Annotated in this window: 20 protein-coding genes; 9 read left to right on the top strand and 11 right to left on the bottom strand. The window is 49.0% G+C overall.

The window, feature by feature from the left end; translation table 11 throughout:
• Positions 1-86: 86 nt before the first annotated feature.
• The gene (locus GOM71_RS16755; RefSeq protein WP_156283105.1) at positions 87-722 is read left to right on the top strand and encodes a 3D domain-containing protein; all 636 of its coding nucleotides are present in this window, start codon (positions 87-89) and stop codon (positions 720-722) included.
• Positions 723-761: 39 nt separating this feature from the next.
• Here GOM71_RS16755 and GOM71_RS16750 read toward each other — a convergent pair whose 3' ends face one another.
• Together GOM71_RS16750 and GOM71_RS16745 are read right to left on the bottom strand one after the other, a co-directional pair.
• Complete coding sequence (locus GOM71_RS16750) at positions 762-1,463, bottom strand: polysaccharide deacetylase family protein (RefSeq protein WP_253944890.1); 702 nt, start codon at positions 1,461-1,463, stop codon at positions 762-764.
• Between the two features lie 255 nt (positions 1,464-1,718).
• A complete protein-coding gene (locus GOM71_RS16745) occupies positions 1,719-2,981 on the bottom strand; it encodes a methyl-accepting chemotaxis protein (protein ID WP_156283101.1) in 1,263 nt (420 codons plus the stop codon).
• A gap of 247 nt (positions 2,982-3,228) precedes the next feature.
• Here GOM71_RS16745 and GOM71_RS16740 point away from each other — a divergent pair, with 247 nt between their 5' ends.
• Positions 3,229-3,654, top strand: coding sequence for an O-methyltransferase (locus GOM71_RS16740; RefSeq protein ID WP_156283099.1), 426 nt, complete (start codon positions 3,229-3,231; stop codon positions 3,652-3,654).
• A gap of 22 nt (positions 3,655-3,676) precedes the next feature.
• Here the strand turns inward: GOM71_RS16740 and GOM71_RS16735 are convergent, their stop codons facing one another.
• Both GOM71_RS16735 and GOM71_RS16730 read right to left on the bottom strand, forming a co-directional pair.
• On the bottom strand, positions 3,677-4,051 hold the full coding sequence (locus GOM71_RS16735; protein ID WP_156283097.1) for a DUF1980 domain-containing protein: 375 nt from the start codon (positions 4,049-4,051) through the stop codon (positions 3,677-3,679).
• Positions 4,048-4,968, bottom strand: a complete 921-nt coding sequence (locus GOM71_RS16730) for a permease (RefSeq protein WP_156283095.1) — start codon at positions 4,966-4,968, stop codon at positions 4,048-4,050. Before GOM71_RS16730 ends, GOM71_RS16735 begins: the two co-directional genes overlap by 4 nt.
• A gap of 173 nt (positions 4,969-5,141) precedes the next feature.
• On the opposite strand from GOM71_RS16730, the gene GOM71_RS23950 reads away from it, so the two are divergent.
• Both GOM71_RS23950 and trpS read left to right on the top strand, forming a co-directional pair.
• The gene (locus GOM71_RS23950; RefSeq protein WP_173275740.1) at positions 5,142-5,321 is read left to right on the top strand and encodes a hypothetical protein; all 180 of its coding nucleotides are present in this window, start codon (positions 5,142-5,144) and stop codon (positions 5,319-5,321) included.
• A 76-nt stretch (positions 5,322-5,397) separates the two neighbouring features.
• On the top strand, positions 5,398-6,384 hold the full coding sequence (gene trpS / locus GOM71_RS16725) for a tryptophan--tRNA ligase (RefSeq protein ID WP_156283093.1): 987 nt from the start codon (positions 5,398-5,400) through the stop codon (positions 6,382-6,384).
• A gap of 38 nt (positions 6,385-6,422) precedes the next feature.
• Here the strand turns inward: trpS and GOM71_RS16720 are convergent, their stop codons facing one another.
• A complete protein-coding gene (locus GOM71_RS16720) occupies positions 6,423-6,608 on the bottom strand; it encodes a DUF5325 family protein (RefSeq protein WP_156283091.1) in 186 nt (61 codons plus the stop codon).
• A gap of 132 nt (positions 6,609-6,740) precedes the next feature.
• On the opposite strand from GOM71_RS16720, the gene GOM71_RS16715 reads away from it, so the two are divergent.
• Complete coding sequence (locus GOM71_RS16715; RefSeq protein WP_156283089.1) at positions 6,741-6,965, top strand: alpha/beta-type small acid-soluble spore protein; 225 nt, start codon at positions 6,741-6,743, stop codon at positions 6,963-6,965.
• Positions 6,966-7,095: 130 nt separating this feature from the next.
• Here the strand turns inward: GOM71_RS16715 and GOM71_RS16710 are convergent, their stop codons facing one another.
• Complete coding sequence (locus GOM71_RS16710) at positions 7,096-8,082, bottom strand: metal-dependent hydrolase (RefSeq protein WP_367649663.1); 987 nt, start codon at positions 8,080-8,082, stop codon at positions 7,096-7,098.
• A gap of 189 nt (positions 8,083-8,271) precedes the next feature.
• Between GOM71_RS16710 and GOM71_RS16705 the strand changes: the two genes are divergently transcribed.
• The gene (locus GOM71_RS16705; RefSeq protein ID WP_156283087.1) at positions 8,272-8,592 is read left to right on the top strand and encodes a hypothetical protein; all 321 of its coding nucleotides are present in this window, start codon (positions 8,272-8,274) and stop codon (positions 8,590-8,592) included.
• Here GOM71_RS16705 and gerQ read toward each other — a convergent pair.
• A complete protein-coding gene (gene gerQ, locus GOM71_RS16700) occupies positions 8,589-9,092 on the bottom strand; it encodes a spore coat protein GerQ (protein ID WP_483311053.1) in 504 nt (167 codons plus the stop codon). The two genes, GOM71_RS16705 and gerQ, sit on opposite strands and share 4 nt — an antisense overlap.
• 353 nt (positions 9,093-9,445) lie before the next feature.
• A complete protein-coding gene (locus GOM71_RS16695; protein WP_156283085.1) occupies positions 9,446-9,868 on the bottom strand; it encodes a cell wall hydrolase in 423 nt (140 codons plus the stop codon).
• A gap of 261 nt (positions 9,869-10,129) precedes the next feature.
• On the opposite strand from GOM71_RS16695, the gene cyoE reads away from it, so the two are divergent.
• The 3 genes from cyoE to GOM71_RS16680 are packed head-to-tail and all read left to right on the top strand — an operon-like array spanning position 10,130 to position 12,576.
• Positions 10,130-10,984 carry a heme o synthase gene (cyoE, locus tag GOM71_RS16690; RefSeq protein ID WP_367649662.1) on the top strand — a complete coding sequence of 285 codons (855 nt, stop codon included), beginning with the start codon at positions 10,130-10,132 and terminating at the stop codon, positions 10,982-10,984.
• Positions 10,985-11,014: 30 nt separating this feature from the next.
• Positions 11,015-11,635, top strand: coding sequence for an SCO family protein (locus tag GOM71_RS16685; protein ID WP_156283083.1), 621 nt, complete (start codon positions 11,015-11,017; stop codon positions 11,633-11,635).
• A gap of 2 nt (positions 11,636-11,637) precedes the next feature.
• Positions 11,638-12,576 carry an AEC family transporter gene (locus GOM71_RS16680; protein ID WP_156283081.1) on the top strand — a complete coding sequence of 313 codons (939 nt, stop codon included), beginning with the start codon at positions 11,638-11,640 and terminating at the stop codon, positions 12,574-12,576.
• Here the strand turns inward: GOM71_RS16680 and GOM71_RS16675 are convergent.
• From GOM71_RS16675 to GOM71_RS16665, 3 genes are all read right to left on the bottom strand, one after another.
• Positions 12,567-12,935 carry a ribonuclease M5 gene (locus GOM71_RS16675; RefSeq protein ID WP_156283079.1) on the bottom strand — a complete coding sequence of 123 codons (369 nt, stop codon included), beginning with the start codon at positions 12,933-12,935 and terminating at the stop codon, positions 12,567-12,569. The two genes, GOM71_RS16680 and GOM71_RS16675, sit on opposite strands and share 10 nt — an antisense overlap.
• A gap of 120 nt (positions 12,936-13,055) precedes the next feature.
• Positions 13,056-13,184, bottom strand: a complete 129-nt coding sequence (locus GOM71_RS16670; RefSeq protein WP_156283077.1) for a YjcZ family sporulation protein — start codon at positions 13,182-13,184, stop codon at positions 13,056-13,058.
• 122 nt (positions 13,185-13,306) lie between these two features.
• Positions 13,307-14,476, bottom strand: a complete 1,170-nt coding sequence (locus GOM71_RS16665) for an MFS transporter (RefSeq protein ID WP_367649661.1) — start codon at positions 14,474-14,476, stop codon at positions 13,307-13,309.
• Between the last annotated feature and the right edge of the window lie 144 nt (positions 14,477-14,620).

Raw genomic sequence — 14,620 nt, 5'->3', positions numbered from 1 at the left:
TTCTAAACAAATCCGGCAGACATATCCCTATTCGTTAAAAACGAGTACTTAGAATAAAACCAACGGCTTACGAAGGAGTTACAGCTATGAAAAAATTATCGATAGCAACAGCGGCAATCGGACTGACATTGCTTCTCGCAGCAGGACCGGTAAGCGCAGCGACCAAGACGCATACAGCAGTCGAAGGAGATACGTTCTGGAAACTATCTAAAAAATACAATGTAAACCTTACGCAGCTAATGAAAGCAAACGCAAAAATCAATCCGCTTAATATTTGGGCTGGCATGAAGATTACGATTCCATCAACTGTGCACTCGAGCGCAGCCAAAAAAACAAACACCGCCAGCGCCACCACGCTTAAAGCGCAAACGGTTACGGCAGCAAACGGCAAAATCCATACATTCAGTGAACAATTGCAGGTTAAAGCAACCGCATATAGCGCCGCAGCATCGGAAAACGGAAAGTGGGGCGCTGTCGATTATTTCGGAAATCCGCTGAAAGTCGGAACTATTGCGGTCGATCCGAACGTCATACCGCTTGGCACGCAAGTGTATATTACAGGCTACGATCATAATGGTTTGCCGATTGGAGGCATGGTTGCGAAAGCGACCGATACCGGCGGCGCAATTAAAGGCAACCGGATTGACATTTTCGTACCGGGAACGTCTGCGCAAGCAAGCAATTTCGGCATTCAGAACGTAAAGGTGTATATTTTGAAATAGAAATAGAAAGCGGGATGCGAAAAATCGCATCGCCGTTTTTTATTTATAAGCGGATTGGCCGAGCAATTCTTGTAGCGTAACGAACTCGAAGCCTTTTTGCCGCATCGTTGCTATAAGTCGAGGAAGCGCCTCAATGGTGCCGCTAAGGTCTTGACCGACTCCGCCTCCAGCGTGCTGCAATACAATGGATCCAGGCTGCAGCGTTTTTCGGATATTTTGCAAGATGGCGCCGCTTGAAGGATTGTTTCTCCAGTCAATGGAATCAACGTCCCAGTTAACGACGATATAACCGTTGCGTTTCGTCCATCCGACTTGAGCAGGAAGCATTTCTCCGTATGGCGGACGGATAAAACGAGAGTGATAACCGACTATGCGATAAATAATCGTATCTGTTCGCTCAATTTGAGACCGAAAAGCGGCAGCCGAAAGCTTAGACATGACCGCATGGTTATACGAATGATTGCCTACGGTATGACATTCTCTGCTTATACGGCGAACCATTTCGGGATGTTTGGCCGCTCTCGCGCCAACGACAAAAAACGTAGCGCATACATCGTACTTGGCGAGGACGTCCAAAATTTCAGGCGTAAACCGAGGATCGGGAGCATCATCGAAGGTAAGCGCAATTTTTTTCTGGCCGCGTGGACCGTTTAATATAAAAGCGCCGGGAAACTTTTTTTCCATCTTCACCCAGGACATTTCCTCTTTACGAACTTTCGGTTTAAGCTTCGAATATGCCATTTCATCTGCATGACTGACTGAGGGCTGAGGAAGGAGAAGGGCGATGGTTAACAATGCGGCTGCCCAGCTTAATTTTCGATAGAAAAAGGGTTTTGTAAAGTGATCCTTTGCCATGCCCAGTTCCATCCTTTCTCGATAAGCAAATTCAGTCGTGCCGCTATTGTTCCCTTTGCGCCTTATCGTTCATGCATTTCGATCCCAAAAAAGAAAGGCTCCATTCCAATTTGGAACGGAGCCTTCGGAGCTTTCGAACAATTATTTCATTTTGAAAACTTGGATCGTGCGCTGCAACTGGGTTGCCATATTCAACATGCGCTCGGTCTCGTCAACAACCGCTTGCACGGAGGCGATTTGCTCGTTCATCGATGCTGATACTTGTTCGGTGCCGGCAGCTGATTGTTGTGTAATCGAAGAAATGTTCTGAATCGCGTCGGAAATTTTACGCGCGCTTTCGAGCATTGCATCGCTTTCGCTGGCGAAAGCGGAAATTTGATTCGTAATGAATTGTACGCTTTGCACAATGTCATTGAATACTTGCTCGGATTCTTGAATGCGCGTTGTTTGCAATTGAACGACTTCTTCGTTGATTTTCATGTTCTCGATCGTATGCTTGATGCCTTGATCGATGCTTTTGACGAGATTGAATACTTGCTTCGTCGAAGACGTGGATTCTTCCGCAAGCTTGCGAACTTCTTGAGCGACGACGGCGAAGCCGCGTCCATGCTCGCCTGCGCGCGCCGCCTCAATGGAAGCGTTCAGGGAAAGCAGGTTGGTTTGCTCGGCAATATCGGAGATTGTTGTTGTAATAGCCGAGATGCCTTGCGCCTTGCGTGCAAGCTCTTGGATCGTTTCAGACACTTTCTCCGTTGCCTCAACGTTGCGGCGCATGCCTTCCGCTTGTGAGTCCAGCGCTTCGCGGCCTTTCTCAACCAATTGCAAAGTCATTTCGGAACGTTGATTCATTTGTTTCGTCGAGTTGGCATAGCCGGCAACCATTTTTTCGATTTCTACAATGGAATCGCTCATATCGGACACATCTTCCGATATTTCGTTGGCGCCGGTAGCCAGTTCGTTGGAGGATGCGGCTACTTGCTCCATTGCTTCTTTAATATGAGTGTTCTTATCGAATATGCTTCGGCTCGTCTCTGAAACATGGCGCGTAATGTTCGATGTTTCAGTCAGAATGTCGCGAAGTTTATCGATCATGCTGTTGAAAGCATGACCAAGTTCGCCAAGCGCTGCGTTGGAAGTGTCGATTTTTTGTGTAAAGTCGCCTTTAGAGATCCGGAATGCCGTGTCTGCCATTTCATCGTATGAACCGCTTAATGAACGTTCAATAAACGCTGCTACCGGATATGCCGCGGCTGCAAGGACAAGCGAGACAATAAGACCTGCGACTACAGAACCGCCGGTAAAAGCAAGAACGAGAAGTATGGCCACAGTAAACAGCGCTAAAATGGAATAAATTGAGATCAATAGTTTGTTTCGTACAGATAACGAATAGTACCATTGGATCATTATGTAAGCGCTCCTTTTAATAGAATATCCATATTATAGCACCCTCATGTCGATTGGTCTATAAACGGAAAAGTCGATTTTCAATAAAAAATGACGGCGTCTGTCAAATTTTTATTCTCGAATAATAGCGAATTATGCAAATAATCTTTATTTACTATATTGTAAATTTATTCAAGTCAAATTATAATCATACTTGAGACCTAGATGTAAATAAAAGGTTTTTATTTTAGAAAGGAGGAAAATAAGTATGAATTTGGATGCTATGCCACTCGCCAGACAAGTCGATTTCGTATTTCGCCAGCTAGAAGAGGAGCTAACGAATGCAACTGCAGGAACAGTCATGATTCATATCCGTAACAATGCTATTGGAAAATTTGGCTTGCGGCAAAATCCGATTGAAAGCAGAAACGGTAGCTTGGAGAAACTGGAGCGGGGAATGACGCCTACTCAGGTGCAAGCCTTTCGCAAAATGGCGATTGAAGCTTTGCAATTCAGGCGCAATTGGACGCACGGGGAAATTGTTTATGATTTTGCCGTTCGGCCAAGTGCGGGGACTTGGTCGGCTAGCATCTGTTACGAATCTAACTACAACACGGCGAACTGGAGCTATCGTTATCAGCAGCCTAAGACGCTGATGGTGCGCGAGTTTCCAAATCAAGACGCGGAAGCGTAAGGCAGGAGGAACATCACGGAAACTAATGCTGATGCGCGTGCAGACGGGCGGAAGCATTGTCGGGAGCGTTGCCCGGCATGACGAAAGGAAGAATGAGAGGAAGCAAGAACAAGCTATAGACGAGCCATTTCTTGATCCTTGATAATGGTTTCGAGCGGTGGCTCGGATGCTCGTGGTCGTGTCCGCAGTCGCACGATGGGGTGGAATTGCCGGAACGCCGCTGCAAGGCGGCGTAAATCTGATGCGTGCCGGCCGCGAGCAAACCGATTGACGAAAGCTTTACATAGAGCGACATTCCCGGCTCGATGTAGTAAAGCAATTGATTTGTATGATGCAAATAGACGATAAGCAATGCGAATGCGTTTAAGAGCGCGGCTCTAATCCAGTGCTCCTTCATATGATCGCCTCCCAAAGCGATGCGGCTGTCCAGACAAGCAATACGGTTGCCGCGATAAGCGCAAGCACGATCTTCATGCGGAAAGCGGACAGCATCGCAATCGTATTTTTCAAATCAATCATCGGACCGAGCAGAAGGAAAGCCATGAGCGGCCCAGGACCGAACAAGCCGTTGAAGGAAGCGGCGATAAAAGCGTCGGACGTCGAACAGATCGACAGCAAAAAAGCGAATCCCATCATGAAGAAATAGGAGAAAGTTGGGTGATCGGCTACGCCTGCCAGCGCATTGCGGTCAATAAAGGTTTGAATAATGGCAGTAACAAGCGCTCCAAAAATAAAATATTTGCCCATATCGAAAAATTCGTCCGAGGCATGTCCGAGGGTGGAAGAGATTCGAGCGCTCCAGCTCGGCCGAGCGGCAAGCAAATGGTCTTGCGTTCCGTTTTCATGAATGAAGACGGCTTTATTTTCGTTATTCAACGGATTGCCGTGCATGAATCGGGAGAACAGCAGGCCGATAACGACGGAAATGACAAATGCGAGTCCAATGCGGGAATAGGCAATGCTTGGAGCGGAGCGGAAGGCGGATAGCGTCGATGCAAATACGATCGGGTTGACGACCGGTCCAGCAATCAAGTATACGATTCCGATATAGGAAGGCATCCCTTTACGGATCAGCCGGCGAACTACGGGAATCATGCCGCATTCGCAAAGCGGAAACAGCAGGCCCAGCAAACTGCCGAATATAACGCCTGCAATGGGATTTCGCGGCGTTATTCGCCGAATGGCTTCATCGGTGACGAAAACTTGCAGCAGCGAGGAGAATAACACGCCAAGCAAGATGTAAGGAAAAGTTTCCAAAATAAGGCTTAAAAACAAAATTTTAAATGTATATAAATGGGAAATTAAATCATCCATCGGTTTCGACAACCTCTCCACTGCACACTTACATTTATCATTAGTCTATGCAGCAAACAAAGGTATAGGACAACTTTCTCGCCGCCTTGACATTCCTGGCAATGCAGGTATAATCGTTGTAAATGCGATGATGGGAACAAGTAAGCGCAGGCGTTTATGCGTCCAGAGAGCCGGTGGGTGGTGAGAACCGGCGCAAGCCTGAGACTGAATGGATCCCGGAGCAGAGTGCGGAAAGCGGCATAATCGGTGCCGTCAATGCTCCTCCGGCTTTTCCCCGTTACGGAAACAATGAAGGCTTTATCACAGCCAGCCGTTCACCGATTAAGGATGGCGGCGCGATAATAGCGAATTAGGGTGGCACCACGGTCCCTCGTCCCTTGCGGCGGGGGATTTTCTGCGTCTATGGCGCATACAAAGGAGCAGATCACTATGGGAAGAGTACTTTCCGGCATTCAGCCTAGCGGCCAGCTTACGCTCGGCAACTATATCGGAGCGATGCAAAATTACGTTAAGCTTCAGCATACGGAAGAATGTTACTTCATGGTCGTGGACCTGCATGCTATTTCGGTCGCGCAAGAGCCAGCCAAGCTGCGGGAGCAATCGGAAGCGGTAGCGGCGTTGTTTATTGCGGCTGGCATCGATCCATTGAAGGCGAACGTTTATATGCAGTCGCATGTTCGCGCGCATGCGGAGCTCGGATGGATTATGACGACTTTATCCAATATGGGCGAATTGGAACGTATGACGCAGTTTAAAGAGAAATCGGCGGGAAAAGAATCGGTAGGCGCAGGACTTTTCGTCTATCCGCCGCTGATGGCAGCAGATATTCTTGTATATAATTCCGATCTCGTTCCGGTGGGCGACGATCAGAAGCAGCATTTGGAGCTGACGCGCGATCTGGCGGGACGGTTTAATTCAAGATATGGAGAGTATTTCAAAATTCCGGAGCCCTATATACCGAAAGTCGGAGCGCGCATCATGTCGCTTGACGATGCAAGCAAGAAGATGAGCAAAAGCAATCCGAATCCAGGCAGCTATATCGCTTTGCTGGATCCGCCTGACGTCATCCGCAAAAAAATTAGCCGCGCAACGACCGATTCCGGCCGTGAGGTTAAATTCGATCCGGCGAGCAAGCCGGAAATTAGCAACTTGATCAGCATTTATTCGCACTGCGCGAATATGTCCGTGCAAGAGGTTGAAGCGCGCTACGAGGGACAAGGCTACGGTCCGTTCAAAAAAGATTTGGCCGAGCATGTCGTTTCGGTTATCGAGCCGCTGCAAGCCAACTATAATGAGATTCGCAAATCGGGCGAAATCCATGCGATCTTGAAGCAAGGTGCGGAGCGTGCCGCTGCTGTTGCCGATCGTACGCTGGCGGAAGTGAAAGAACGAATGGGCTTCTTGCCGCCGCAATGAAAGCTAAATAAACAATAAAGGCTGACGCGATAGATGCGTCAGCCTTTATTGTTTTGCTCCGCGCGGCGGAGCCTTGCTTTTACAATAAAGCCGCTTCCGATAACGAATAGCGTCAATATGCCAAGCAGAAGGGCAAGCCATCCGTTATAAGAGATCGCGACAGCGGTGCCAAGCATAAATAGGACAGAAAGGACGGCGAACGCCAAAGATAAAGGTTTGGACATTGGTAAACTCTCCTTCATAGCGGGCTCATAAATTATTTTTAGACTAGAGCATAGTTTCTGAATGGGTGCACATAATAAGCTTGCAAGCTTGCAAAACACACAAAGTTCCCATTTCGAAAGGAGAAATTCCGCATGGCTAGCAACAAAAGCAGCAATACATTGGTGGTTCCTCAAGCTCAACAAGCTCTTAACCAAATGAAATTGGAAGCAGCTCAAGAGCTGGGCGTTCAAATTCCAGCGGACGGTTACTATGGCAATGTTTCGACGCGCGATGCAGGCTCTTTAGGCGGATACATTACGAAAAAGCTCGTTCAAATCGCCGAACAACAATTGTCCGGCTCCAGCAATTTCCGCTAAATGCTTCTTATACACAATGCAAAAGCTCAAGGGAAACCTTGAGCTTTTTGCTTGTTCAGCAATCCGGCTGCAAGCAAAAAAGAAAGCCCCCTCTATTGTCCGTCAGGGGCTTCCTTCAGTCAATACGCTTTTAATAGGTATTCATGCGGAGCCTTTTCATCAACCGGTCGTCGCTTAACCAGCCAACGTAGGATCCGACGGTTTTGAAATCACGGTCCATTAACAGAACACCGACGAACGGATACTGCTTGCGATGGCGGTAGCGCACATCGGACCATCGAACTTCATATCCCCAATTATGCTCTTTCACATCTGCGCAAGCAAATTTAGTGAAATACAGAAAGGAACGGATTGCCGGATCATTTCGAGACTTGGCAACGGCCGGATGATCCGAACAAATGACTTGATCGTGCCAGCGCAGCTTTCCTTTCCGCAAATCGCCGACAAAAAAACTGCCGTCCGCGGCACGCTTTACAACATTCCATCCGTCAAGAGAAATCGTTGGGATGACGATGTTGATATCGCTCGGAAGATGCTGCTGATCGAGCCGCTGAACCGATCGAAGCGTAGCTCGCTGAGCGATCGTCCGCCAAATGAAATAAACAGCGGTGCAAGCATACAGCACGATAAAGATGCCGGCGGGATTCCACGCTCCGATTGCCCAAAGTCCAATTGCGATCAGATGGGTCGCAAAAATAAACGGATCGAAAATATGGATGATGTTCCACGAGATCCATTTATCTGTGAAGGGCCGCATCGCTTGCGTTCCGTATGCATTGAATAAATCGGTAAAGACATGTACGCAAACGGCAAGCAGCACCCAGCTTCCGATGTGCAGCCAGGGGAGACTGCCGCGATAAATCAATTGCAAAATGCCCGTGATGAGCGCTGTCCAAATGGCAATCGCCGGCAAGGAATGTGAAATTCCCCGATGATTGCGAATATAGCTGGCATTGCCCTTTAATCGAAGAAAAGTATCAAAATCCGGCGCTTGCGACCCGACTACGGTACCGATCAATACAGCCATGTGTATAGCGGGATTGGAAGCGACGACGGGATCGACGGTCGCAAGACCCGCGAGGCCAATTCCCATAACAAGATGCGTGCCTGTATCCACTGTTGTATCCTCCTAGATATTTTTGGGAAGCGAAAGCTGGCAAAGCCGCAGATTGGATATAGTATCAACGGAGAACTGCAACTTTATCATTGAATATGAAGGAAGTATAATTTGGGTCAAGCGGAAACTGCATTGCCGTCTTTTGGCGGCGAAACTTCGTTCCGCGCTTCAGAAAGGGGATATCCGCAAATGAAAAATGTTTGTTTTGCCGAATATCGCATTGCCGCGGAAAATCGGGCGTCTTATTTATCGTATACGGGACGGCTTATTCGAGACGGGGAATTGAATATTTACTTATATGAAGGAACAGATCAACCCAATTTGTTTGTAGAAATATGGTACGCCGACAGCGAGGACGAAGCGGAGCAAATAAAAAAAGAACGCTGCAGCGAGCGTTCTCCGTGGTATCGCGTCGCCGAGTGGGTGGTTGGCGGAGCGGATAAGTTGCATGTGTGGACCTTTAAGCCTGCTGCGCTGCAGAAGAGCGCAGCAGATGAAGGTTCCGATTAATCGCGGCTTGTCGCTGTCATCGGTGTTGCGCTTGTAATAGTGCCGCCTTGGAACGGATATTCGTAATTGATAGGTCCGTCGAATGTCACGTAATCTAAATTCAGCGTCAGCAACAAATAGCGCATGCCGGTGGAAGGATCGCTAATAATAATGTGGTCGCGTCCTGCAGCTTCAATGATGCCGCGGAAAATTTTAGCGTTCCATTCCCGGTTGTTTTCGTATGTCATGTAGAAGCTTGCCATTTTGCCGCGGTTAAGGCGTAAAATGTTTTCTACGTACGATTCCTCGGCGACCGGAACGGCTACAATGTTGCCGCCCGATGGCGTAACGAAGGAACCGCTGCTTACCGCAGGAGGCATTACGGATTGCATGCCAAGCGTCATAGGAGCCATAGGAGCCATAGGAGCATTTGCGCCCAACGGCATGATGTGCGCGTTTGGAGCTGTCGCCATCGGCATCATATTAGCGTTTGGTGCCATCGCCATCGGCATAGGCATCATATTTGCGTTCGGAGCCGTTGCCATCGGCATCATGTTAGCATTTGGCGCAGCTGCCATTGGCATTATGTTTTCTTTTTTAGCTTCTGCGGCAGCTTGCAATACTGGAGCCGCATTTGGACCTAATGCTGCCGGAAGCGTTTGAGCTTGTGGATATCCATAACCGCCGCCATAACCGTATCCATAACCGCCGTAACCGCCATAACCGTAACCGCCCGTATTGGCCGGACCAACTCCGCCGTAACCGTAACCACCAGTGTTCGCTGGGCCAACTCCGCCTTTATAACCTTTAGACATGCTCAATTTTCCTCGCTTTCGATCTTGAATGTTCTATATTTAACTTGCAATTACTGCTGTTAATAGACGCTCGGACAGTCGCTTTGCTTAGGAATAAAGAAGCAATGCGCTTTAAATCGTCCGCTGTTCTGTTGATCCCACCATGTACCCGGACAGCCTCCGGCCGGACGGAAAAACCAAAGCGCATTCGATGCGGGATGCTGGCGTTCACCATTGATGACTCGCTCCGCCAGCCGGATTTCTCTGTCTCTTGCGCCTTGATAAAAGTAGCCTTTAATTGTCGCCTCAAAGCCTCCTGGACGCTGATATACCATTTGTTCGATAGAACGTATATTTTTGAAATCCAAGCAGTTGGCCAAAACGCGATTTACGCCGACGTTGCCGACCATCAGCATGCCAAGATCGCCTTCGCCCTCTGCTTCAGCCCTCATCAGTCTGGCAAGTATTTTGGTCTGTCCGGCGTTCGTTTTTATTACTCCCATAATGTAAGACTGTTCACTTCCTTTCACTTTTCGACTGCTGCCGTCAGCCGGTGGGCATAGGCCATTAACTACATAGACAGTGTATTGAGCGCCCGGCAAAAGGTTCCAAAATAATTGTCACAATTTGAATGGCGAAATGATGAACAATGAGGGCGAACGTTGTCATCGCTAGCTTTTTTCGGTATGATAAAGAGCGATTCATCAATGAAATGTTTGGACGCTTTACAAGCGTCTTGCGGCATAATTTAGGAGGCTCGCTTCGTGTTTAAAGACTTAATCGCATTGACAAAACCGCGGTTGCTCAGACTGAATGTGTTTGCTGCTATCGGCGGTTTCTGTGTCGCTTCTAAGTGGGATATCGATTGGCTGCTGCTGCTTTACGTCGTTATCGGCTCTACCATTACGATTGCATCGGCCTGCGTCATTAATAACTATTGGGACCGCGAGCTCGATTTGAAGATGGAGCGTACGAAGGATCGCGCTCTTCCAACAGGCAGATTGAAGCCCGGTTTCGTTCTTGGATACGGCATCGTGCTTGGCATTATCGGCCTTGCCATATTATTTGTTTGCGTTAACCCGCTTACAGGCTGGCTTGGCTTTCTCGGCTGGTTCGTCTATATCTTTATTTACACGATATGGCTGAAAAGAACGTCGACGTGGAGCACGTCGATCGGCGGTATTTCCGGGGCAATGCCTCCGGTGCTTGGCTATTGCGCAGTAACAACCGAGGTTGATGCCGGAGCTTGGCTGCTGTTCGCTTTTCTGTTTCTGTGGCAGCCGGCGCACTTCTGGTCGCTTGCGATTCGCCGCGTTGAGGAGTATCGAGCTGCGGGCTATCCGCTGCTTCCTGTAGTGAAAGGAATTAAACGGACCAAGCTGCAAATGATTCCTTATGTTGTACTGCTCATTCCGACATGCATTCTGCTCTATGCTTACGGATATACAGGCGTTGTATTTTTGATCATCTCCGCTTTAGCCAGCGTCATTTGGGCGGTTCATACGGTTATGGGCTTGAAAGCGAAGGACGATGAAAAATGGGCAAAAGCGAATTTTTTAATTTCGGTTAACTATTTGATGGTCGTCTTTATCGTGATGATTGCAAACACGATCAAATAAGTGCAATGCGTCGAAAGGGAAGAGGAAATTATGACTTTTCTGAAAAAACATAGCTTTAAAATCGCTGTTCTGGCTGTTTGTTTGGCAATGGGCATTTATTTATTGGTAACTAGCTTATCCAAGCCGGAAGAGTCGCTGCCGGTTCAGATGGCAGCTCCGGCTTTTGCGTTAACCGATATTGACGGCAACGAGGTAACGCTTGAATCGACGAATGGCAAAGCAAGACTTGTATACTTCTACTTTGCGAATTGTCCGGACGTATGCCCGCCGACGACGTTCCTGCTGTCGGAGACGCAGGATTTGCTCGATAAGGAAGGCTTGCTTGGCGATAAGGTTGAGTTGATCTCCATTACGTTCGATCCGGAACGGGATACGCCGGATGCGATCCGCGCCTTTGCGAAGCGGAATTTCGCCGAACCGGGCAACGGCTGGCTGTTTTTGCGGGGGGAAGAGGAAGAGGCTACTCTAAAGCTGTCCAGAGACTTTGGGGTAGGCGTCTTGAAGGATGAAGCCAACAATGCTTACACGCATATGAACGTCATTACGCTCGTTGACAAGAAGGGCCAGATTCGCAAATGGATTGACGGCAGCGACGAGGAATTGACGGCGGAGCAGCTTGCAGCATACATGAAGCGGCTTGCGAAGGAATAGCGATGGGCATATTACTGCATATTTTATGGGTTAACGTATTGCCGCTGACATTGATGATAGCTATAGGCTTCACAATCCAGCGGCTTTTTTCTTTGGACATAAAGACGCTCTCCAAGCTGAACTTCTATGTGTTTTCGCCGGCCGTCATTTTTAACTTATTGTATACAACGGACATTTCCGCTCCATTAATCGGCAAGGTCATTCTGTTCATCGCGATCTTCCTCTTGCTGCAAGGAGCGGGAGTCGAACTCGTAATCAGGCTCCGCGGCTTGAATGGCGGCATGCGCGGCGCGATGCGGAACAGCGTACTGTTCTATAACAGCGCGAATTACGGCATACCGCTTAATCAGCTCGCTTTTTCCGGCAATCCTTATACGCTTGGCGTTCAGATTATCGTTATGGTGTCGCAATCGCTGATTCCGAATACATACGGCATTTATAGCGTGAATGCGCATAAAACGAATTTGCGCGGCGTTATGAAAACGATCATTTCCCAGCCAATCATATATGTCATTCCGATTGCATTTTTATTTAACTGGTTTAACGTCGTGCTTCCGAAACCTGTGGAGACGCCGATCGTTTATTTGGCCGATGCTTTTATCGGCACGGCGCTCCTTACGCTTGGCGTGCAGCTAGGCAGCATGAAGTGGAAGCTAGACCGTTCGCTGCTGTCCAATGTGCTGCTGTCCAATTTCTTGAGGCTAGCCATCGGGCCGGCGCTTGCAGGCTTGATCCTGTGGGGCCTCGGTTTTTTCCTCGAGTTCGACCGGATGCTGGCCGCCGCGTTAATTGTGTCTTCCGCTGTGCCGACTTCGCTTAGCAGCGTGCTGCTTGCGGTCGAATTCGACAACGAAGCGGAATTTGCTTCGCAAACGGTATTTATTTCAACCGTGCTGAGCATTATTACGGTTTCTGTCGTTATCTATTTGCTTCATATTTGATCCTCTTTTGTCCATTCGGAGGCGGGATCGGGGTACAAAATATGCTCCTCCAGCCCGGCTTTCTCAAATTGCTCGATTAAGTAATCTTCAGGGGTATGCTCGACGCCCGGATAGCCTTTTCGCGTGTAAATGTGCTCGGCGTCCGGGAAAATGTCGCGCAGAATGCCGCGTATTCGCTTGCCGGAAGAATCGTTGTCGGTGAACAGGTATACTTGCTTCCCGCCTACCTGCTTGCGCAGCCGTTCGATTTGGTCGCTGCCCGGCGTGCCGTAGGTGCAATAGATCGGTACCGATTCGTGCAGCACGCGGCGTATCCGGCTTTTGTCATTTTTACCCTCTACGATGATAGCGAAATCCAAGGCAATCACTTCCTTACATCAGGATCTTTGGCTGGCTTGGATATAGTTTATCAATTTGCCGGCATGAAAAAAAGCAGCCTTTTCGCATGGAGCGAAAGGCTGCTTTTTTATTAAGAAATACTAGCAAATTGCGCATACAACGATTACGAGCAGAATGAACAGAACGAGAATGACAGCTGCATTCGTGCCATGATGGCCGTGATGGTGGTGATGGTTGCCGGAGGTAGTTCCGCCTACGAATGTTGACATTATAAAGTCACCCCTCATGAATGTACTTGGCAAGTCAATTGCCGGTTTCCAGGTCAATTGGCTCTGGCCGCTTGACATACCTCATTGTATGTGCCGGGGAGACATCGGCCTTGTGCGAATACCTAGTTGCGCGAAAAATGGGTGTTTGTCGTATAGGGACGTCTGCTGTGAAACGGCAGGACGGTGACGGCGATCATTAAAGCTAGAAAAGCAATATAGTAAGGGGATAGCTGGCCGCGAAGCTGGCCCGCGAGCATCGGGCCGATAAAGGCGCCGATGGAATAGGCGATCGAAAGCACAGAGAAAGTTCGGCCGTAACGGGAACCGCCGCTAAGCTCGATAAGGAGCGTTGGGATGGCCGGAATAATGATTCCTTTCGCCATTCCGACGAATAGCAGCATGATTGCGAAAGGAAGCGGAGTGCCGGCGGCAATCGTAAAATAAATAAGCGCGAGCGCCAGCGCTCCCCACAGCGTCCGGTAGAAAGCAGATATTTTGTTCAGAAACAGCATGCTGAGCGTTATAAGCGCGCCTATGCTGACGACAGAGAACAACAGTCCTGTCGTCATGATGCCTTCCTTGGTGCTGGACATTAGCGGCAGCTCGAAGGAAAGGATGCCTTGCGCGCAGCTGGTTGCAATCGGCAGGACGAAGACAAGCCATGGTATCGGGGAGCCTTCGTCCCGAACTTTCATTTGAGGGAGGCTCTCTTTCTGGAGCCGATCTGCTTCTGGCAAATCAGCAAAGCGGTTGTCGCGGATGAAAATGAGAGCGCAAATCGAAGTGGCGATCAATATCCAGCCCAGCACATTAAATGCGGTTGCAAATCCGATTTGCGCTACCAAATAAGCGCCTGCGGCTGGCGAAACGACGGTCGCGAGCGTATGGACGAGCCCGTTGCCGGCCATCAGCTTGCCTTGCTCCGTCCGATTGCTCGTCAGCTTTGCAAGCAGCGCCAAGCATGCGGGCGAGAGGAAAGCCAGCACAAAGCCGCTGATGGAGCGAAGCAGCAGCAATTGCCACGGATCGGTTACTTGTGATTGAAATAGAAGAATAACACCGGCTCCGAGCAAGCTGAAGACGATAAACAACCGGCTGCCAAGCCGATCTACGCTATAGCCGGCCAATAGATTGCCAGGCAGATGCGTAATGGAATACATGCCCATCATCAGGCCGATGAAGGAGGGGGCGGCTCCCAGCGAGATCGCGAACGGGGTTAAGATCGGGTATTGGGCGTGCAGATCGAAAAAGGCGACGAAAAGAAACAAATAAAGCCATACAGCTGTTTTCACAGAACGAATCCCCCTAATAGTTTTGCGAAGCAAAACTTGCTTCGAAAGCATACGCTTAGTTTTGCGAAGCAAAACTTGCTTCGAAAGCATACGCTTAGTTTTGCGAAGCAAAACTTGCTTCGAAAGCATACGCTTAGTTTTGCG

This window comes from Paenibacillus sp. NEAU-GSW1, from assembly GCF_009737085.1.
In the GTDB taxonomy this organism is placed as follows: domain Bacteria; phylum Bacillota; class Bacilli; order Paenibacillales; family Paenibacillaceae; genus Pristimantibacillus.
The sequence above is the reverse complement of the archived record's forward strand: the minus strand, read 5'-3'. Positions and strand labels throughout refer to the sequence as shown.

What these genes read in the sequence shown, in the direction of transcription:
- GOM71_RS16755 (WP_156283105.1), top strand. Translation starts at nt 87, where the DNA reads ATGAAAAAATTATCGATAGCAACAGCGGCAATCGGACTGACATTGCTT.
- GOM71_RS16750 (WP_253944890.1), bottom strand. Translation starts at nt 1,463, where the DNA reads ATGGCATATTCGAAGCTTAAACCGAAAGTTCGTAAAGAGGAAATGTCC.
- GOM71_RS16745 (WP_156283101.1), bottom strand. Translation starts at nt 2,981, where the DNA reads ATGATCCAATGGTACTATTCGTTATCTGTACGAAACAAACTATTGATC.
- GOM71_RS16740 (WP_156283099.1), top strand. Translation starts at nt 3,229, where the DNA reads ATGAATTTGGATGCTATGCCACTCGCCAGACAAGTCGATTTCGTATTT.
- GOM71_RS16735 (WP_156283097.1), bottom strand. Translation starts at nt 4,051, where the DNA reads ATGAAGGAGCACTGGATTAGAGCCGCGCTCTTAAACGCATTCGCATTG.
- GOM71_RS16730 (WP_156283095.1), bottom strand. Translation starts at nt 4,968, where the DNA reads ATGGATGATTTAATTTCCCATTTATATACATTTAAAATTTTGTTTTTA.
- trpS (WP_156283093.1), top strand. Translation starts at nt 5,398, where the DNA reads ATGGGAAGAGTACTTTCCGGCATTCAGCCTAGCGGCCAGCTTACGCTC.
- GOM71_RS16720 (WP_156283091.1), bottom strand. Translation starts at nt 6,608, where the DNA reads ATGTCCAAACCTTTATCTTTGGCGTTCGCCGTCCTTTCTGTCCTATTT.
- GOM71_RS16715 (WP_156283089.1), top strand. Translation starts at nt 6,741, where the DNA reads ATGGCTAGCAACAAAAGCAGCAATACATTGGTGGTTCCTCAAGCTCAA.
- GOM71_RS16705 (WP_156283087.1), top strand. Translation starts at nt 8,272, where the DNA reads ATGAAAAATGTTTGTTTTGCCGAATATCGCATTGCCGCGGAAAATCGG.
- gerQ (WP_483311053.1), bottom strand. Translation starts at nt 9,092, where the DNA reads ATGATGCCTATGCCGATGGCGATGGCACCAAACGCTAATATGATGCCG.
- GOM71_RS16695 (WP_156283085.1), bottom strand. Translation starts at nt 9,868, where the DNA reads ATGGGAGTAATAAAAACGAACGCCGGACAGACCAAAATACTTGCCAGA.
- GOM71_RS16685 (WP_156283083.1), top strand. Translation starts at nt 11,015, where the DNA reads ATGACTTTTCTGAAAAAACATAGCTTTAAAATCGCTGTTCTGGCTGTT.
- GOM71_RS16680 (WP_156283081.1), top strand. Translation starts at nt 11,638, where the DNA reads ATGGGCATATTACTGCATATTTTATGGGTTAACGTATTGCCGCTGACA.
- GOM71_RS16670 (WP_156283077.1), bottom strand. Translation starts at nt 13,184, where the DNA reads ATGTCAACATTCGTAGGCGGAACTACCTCCGGCAACCATCACCACCAT.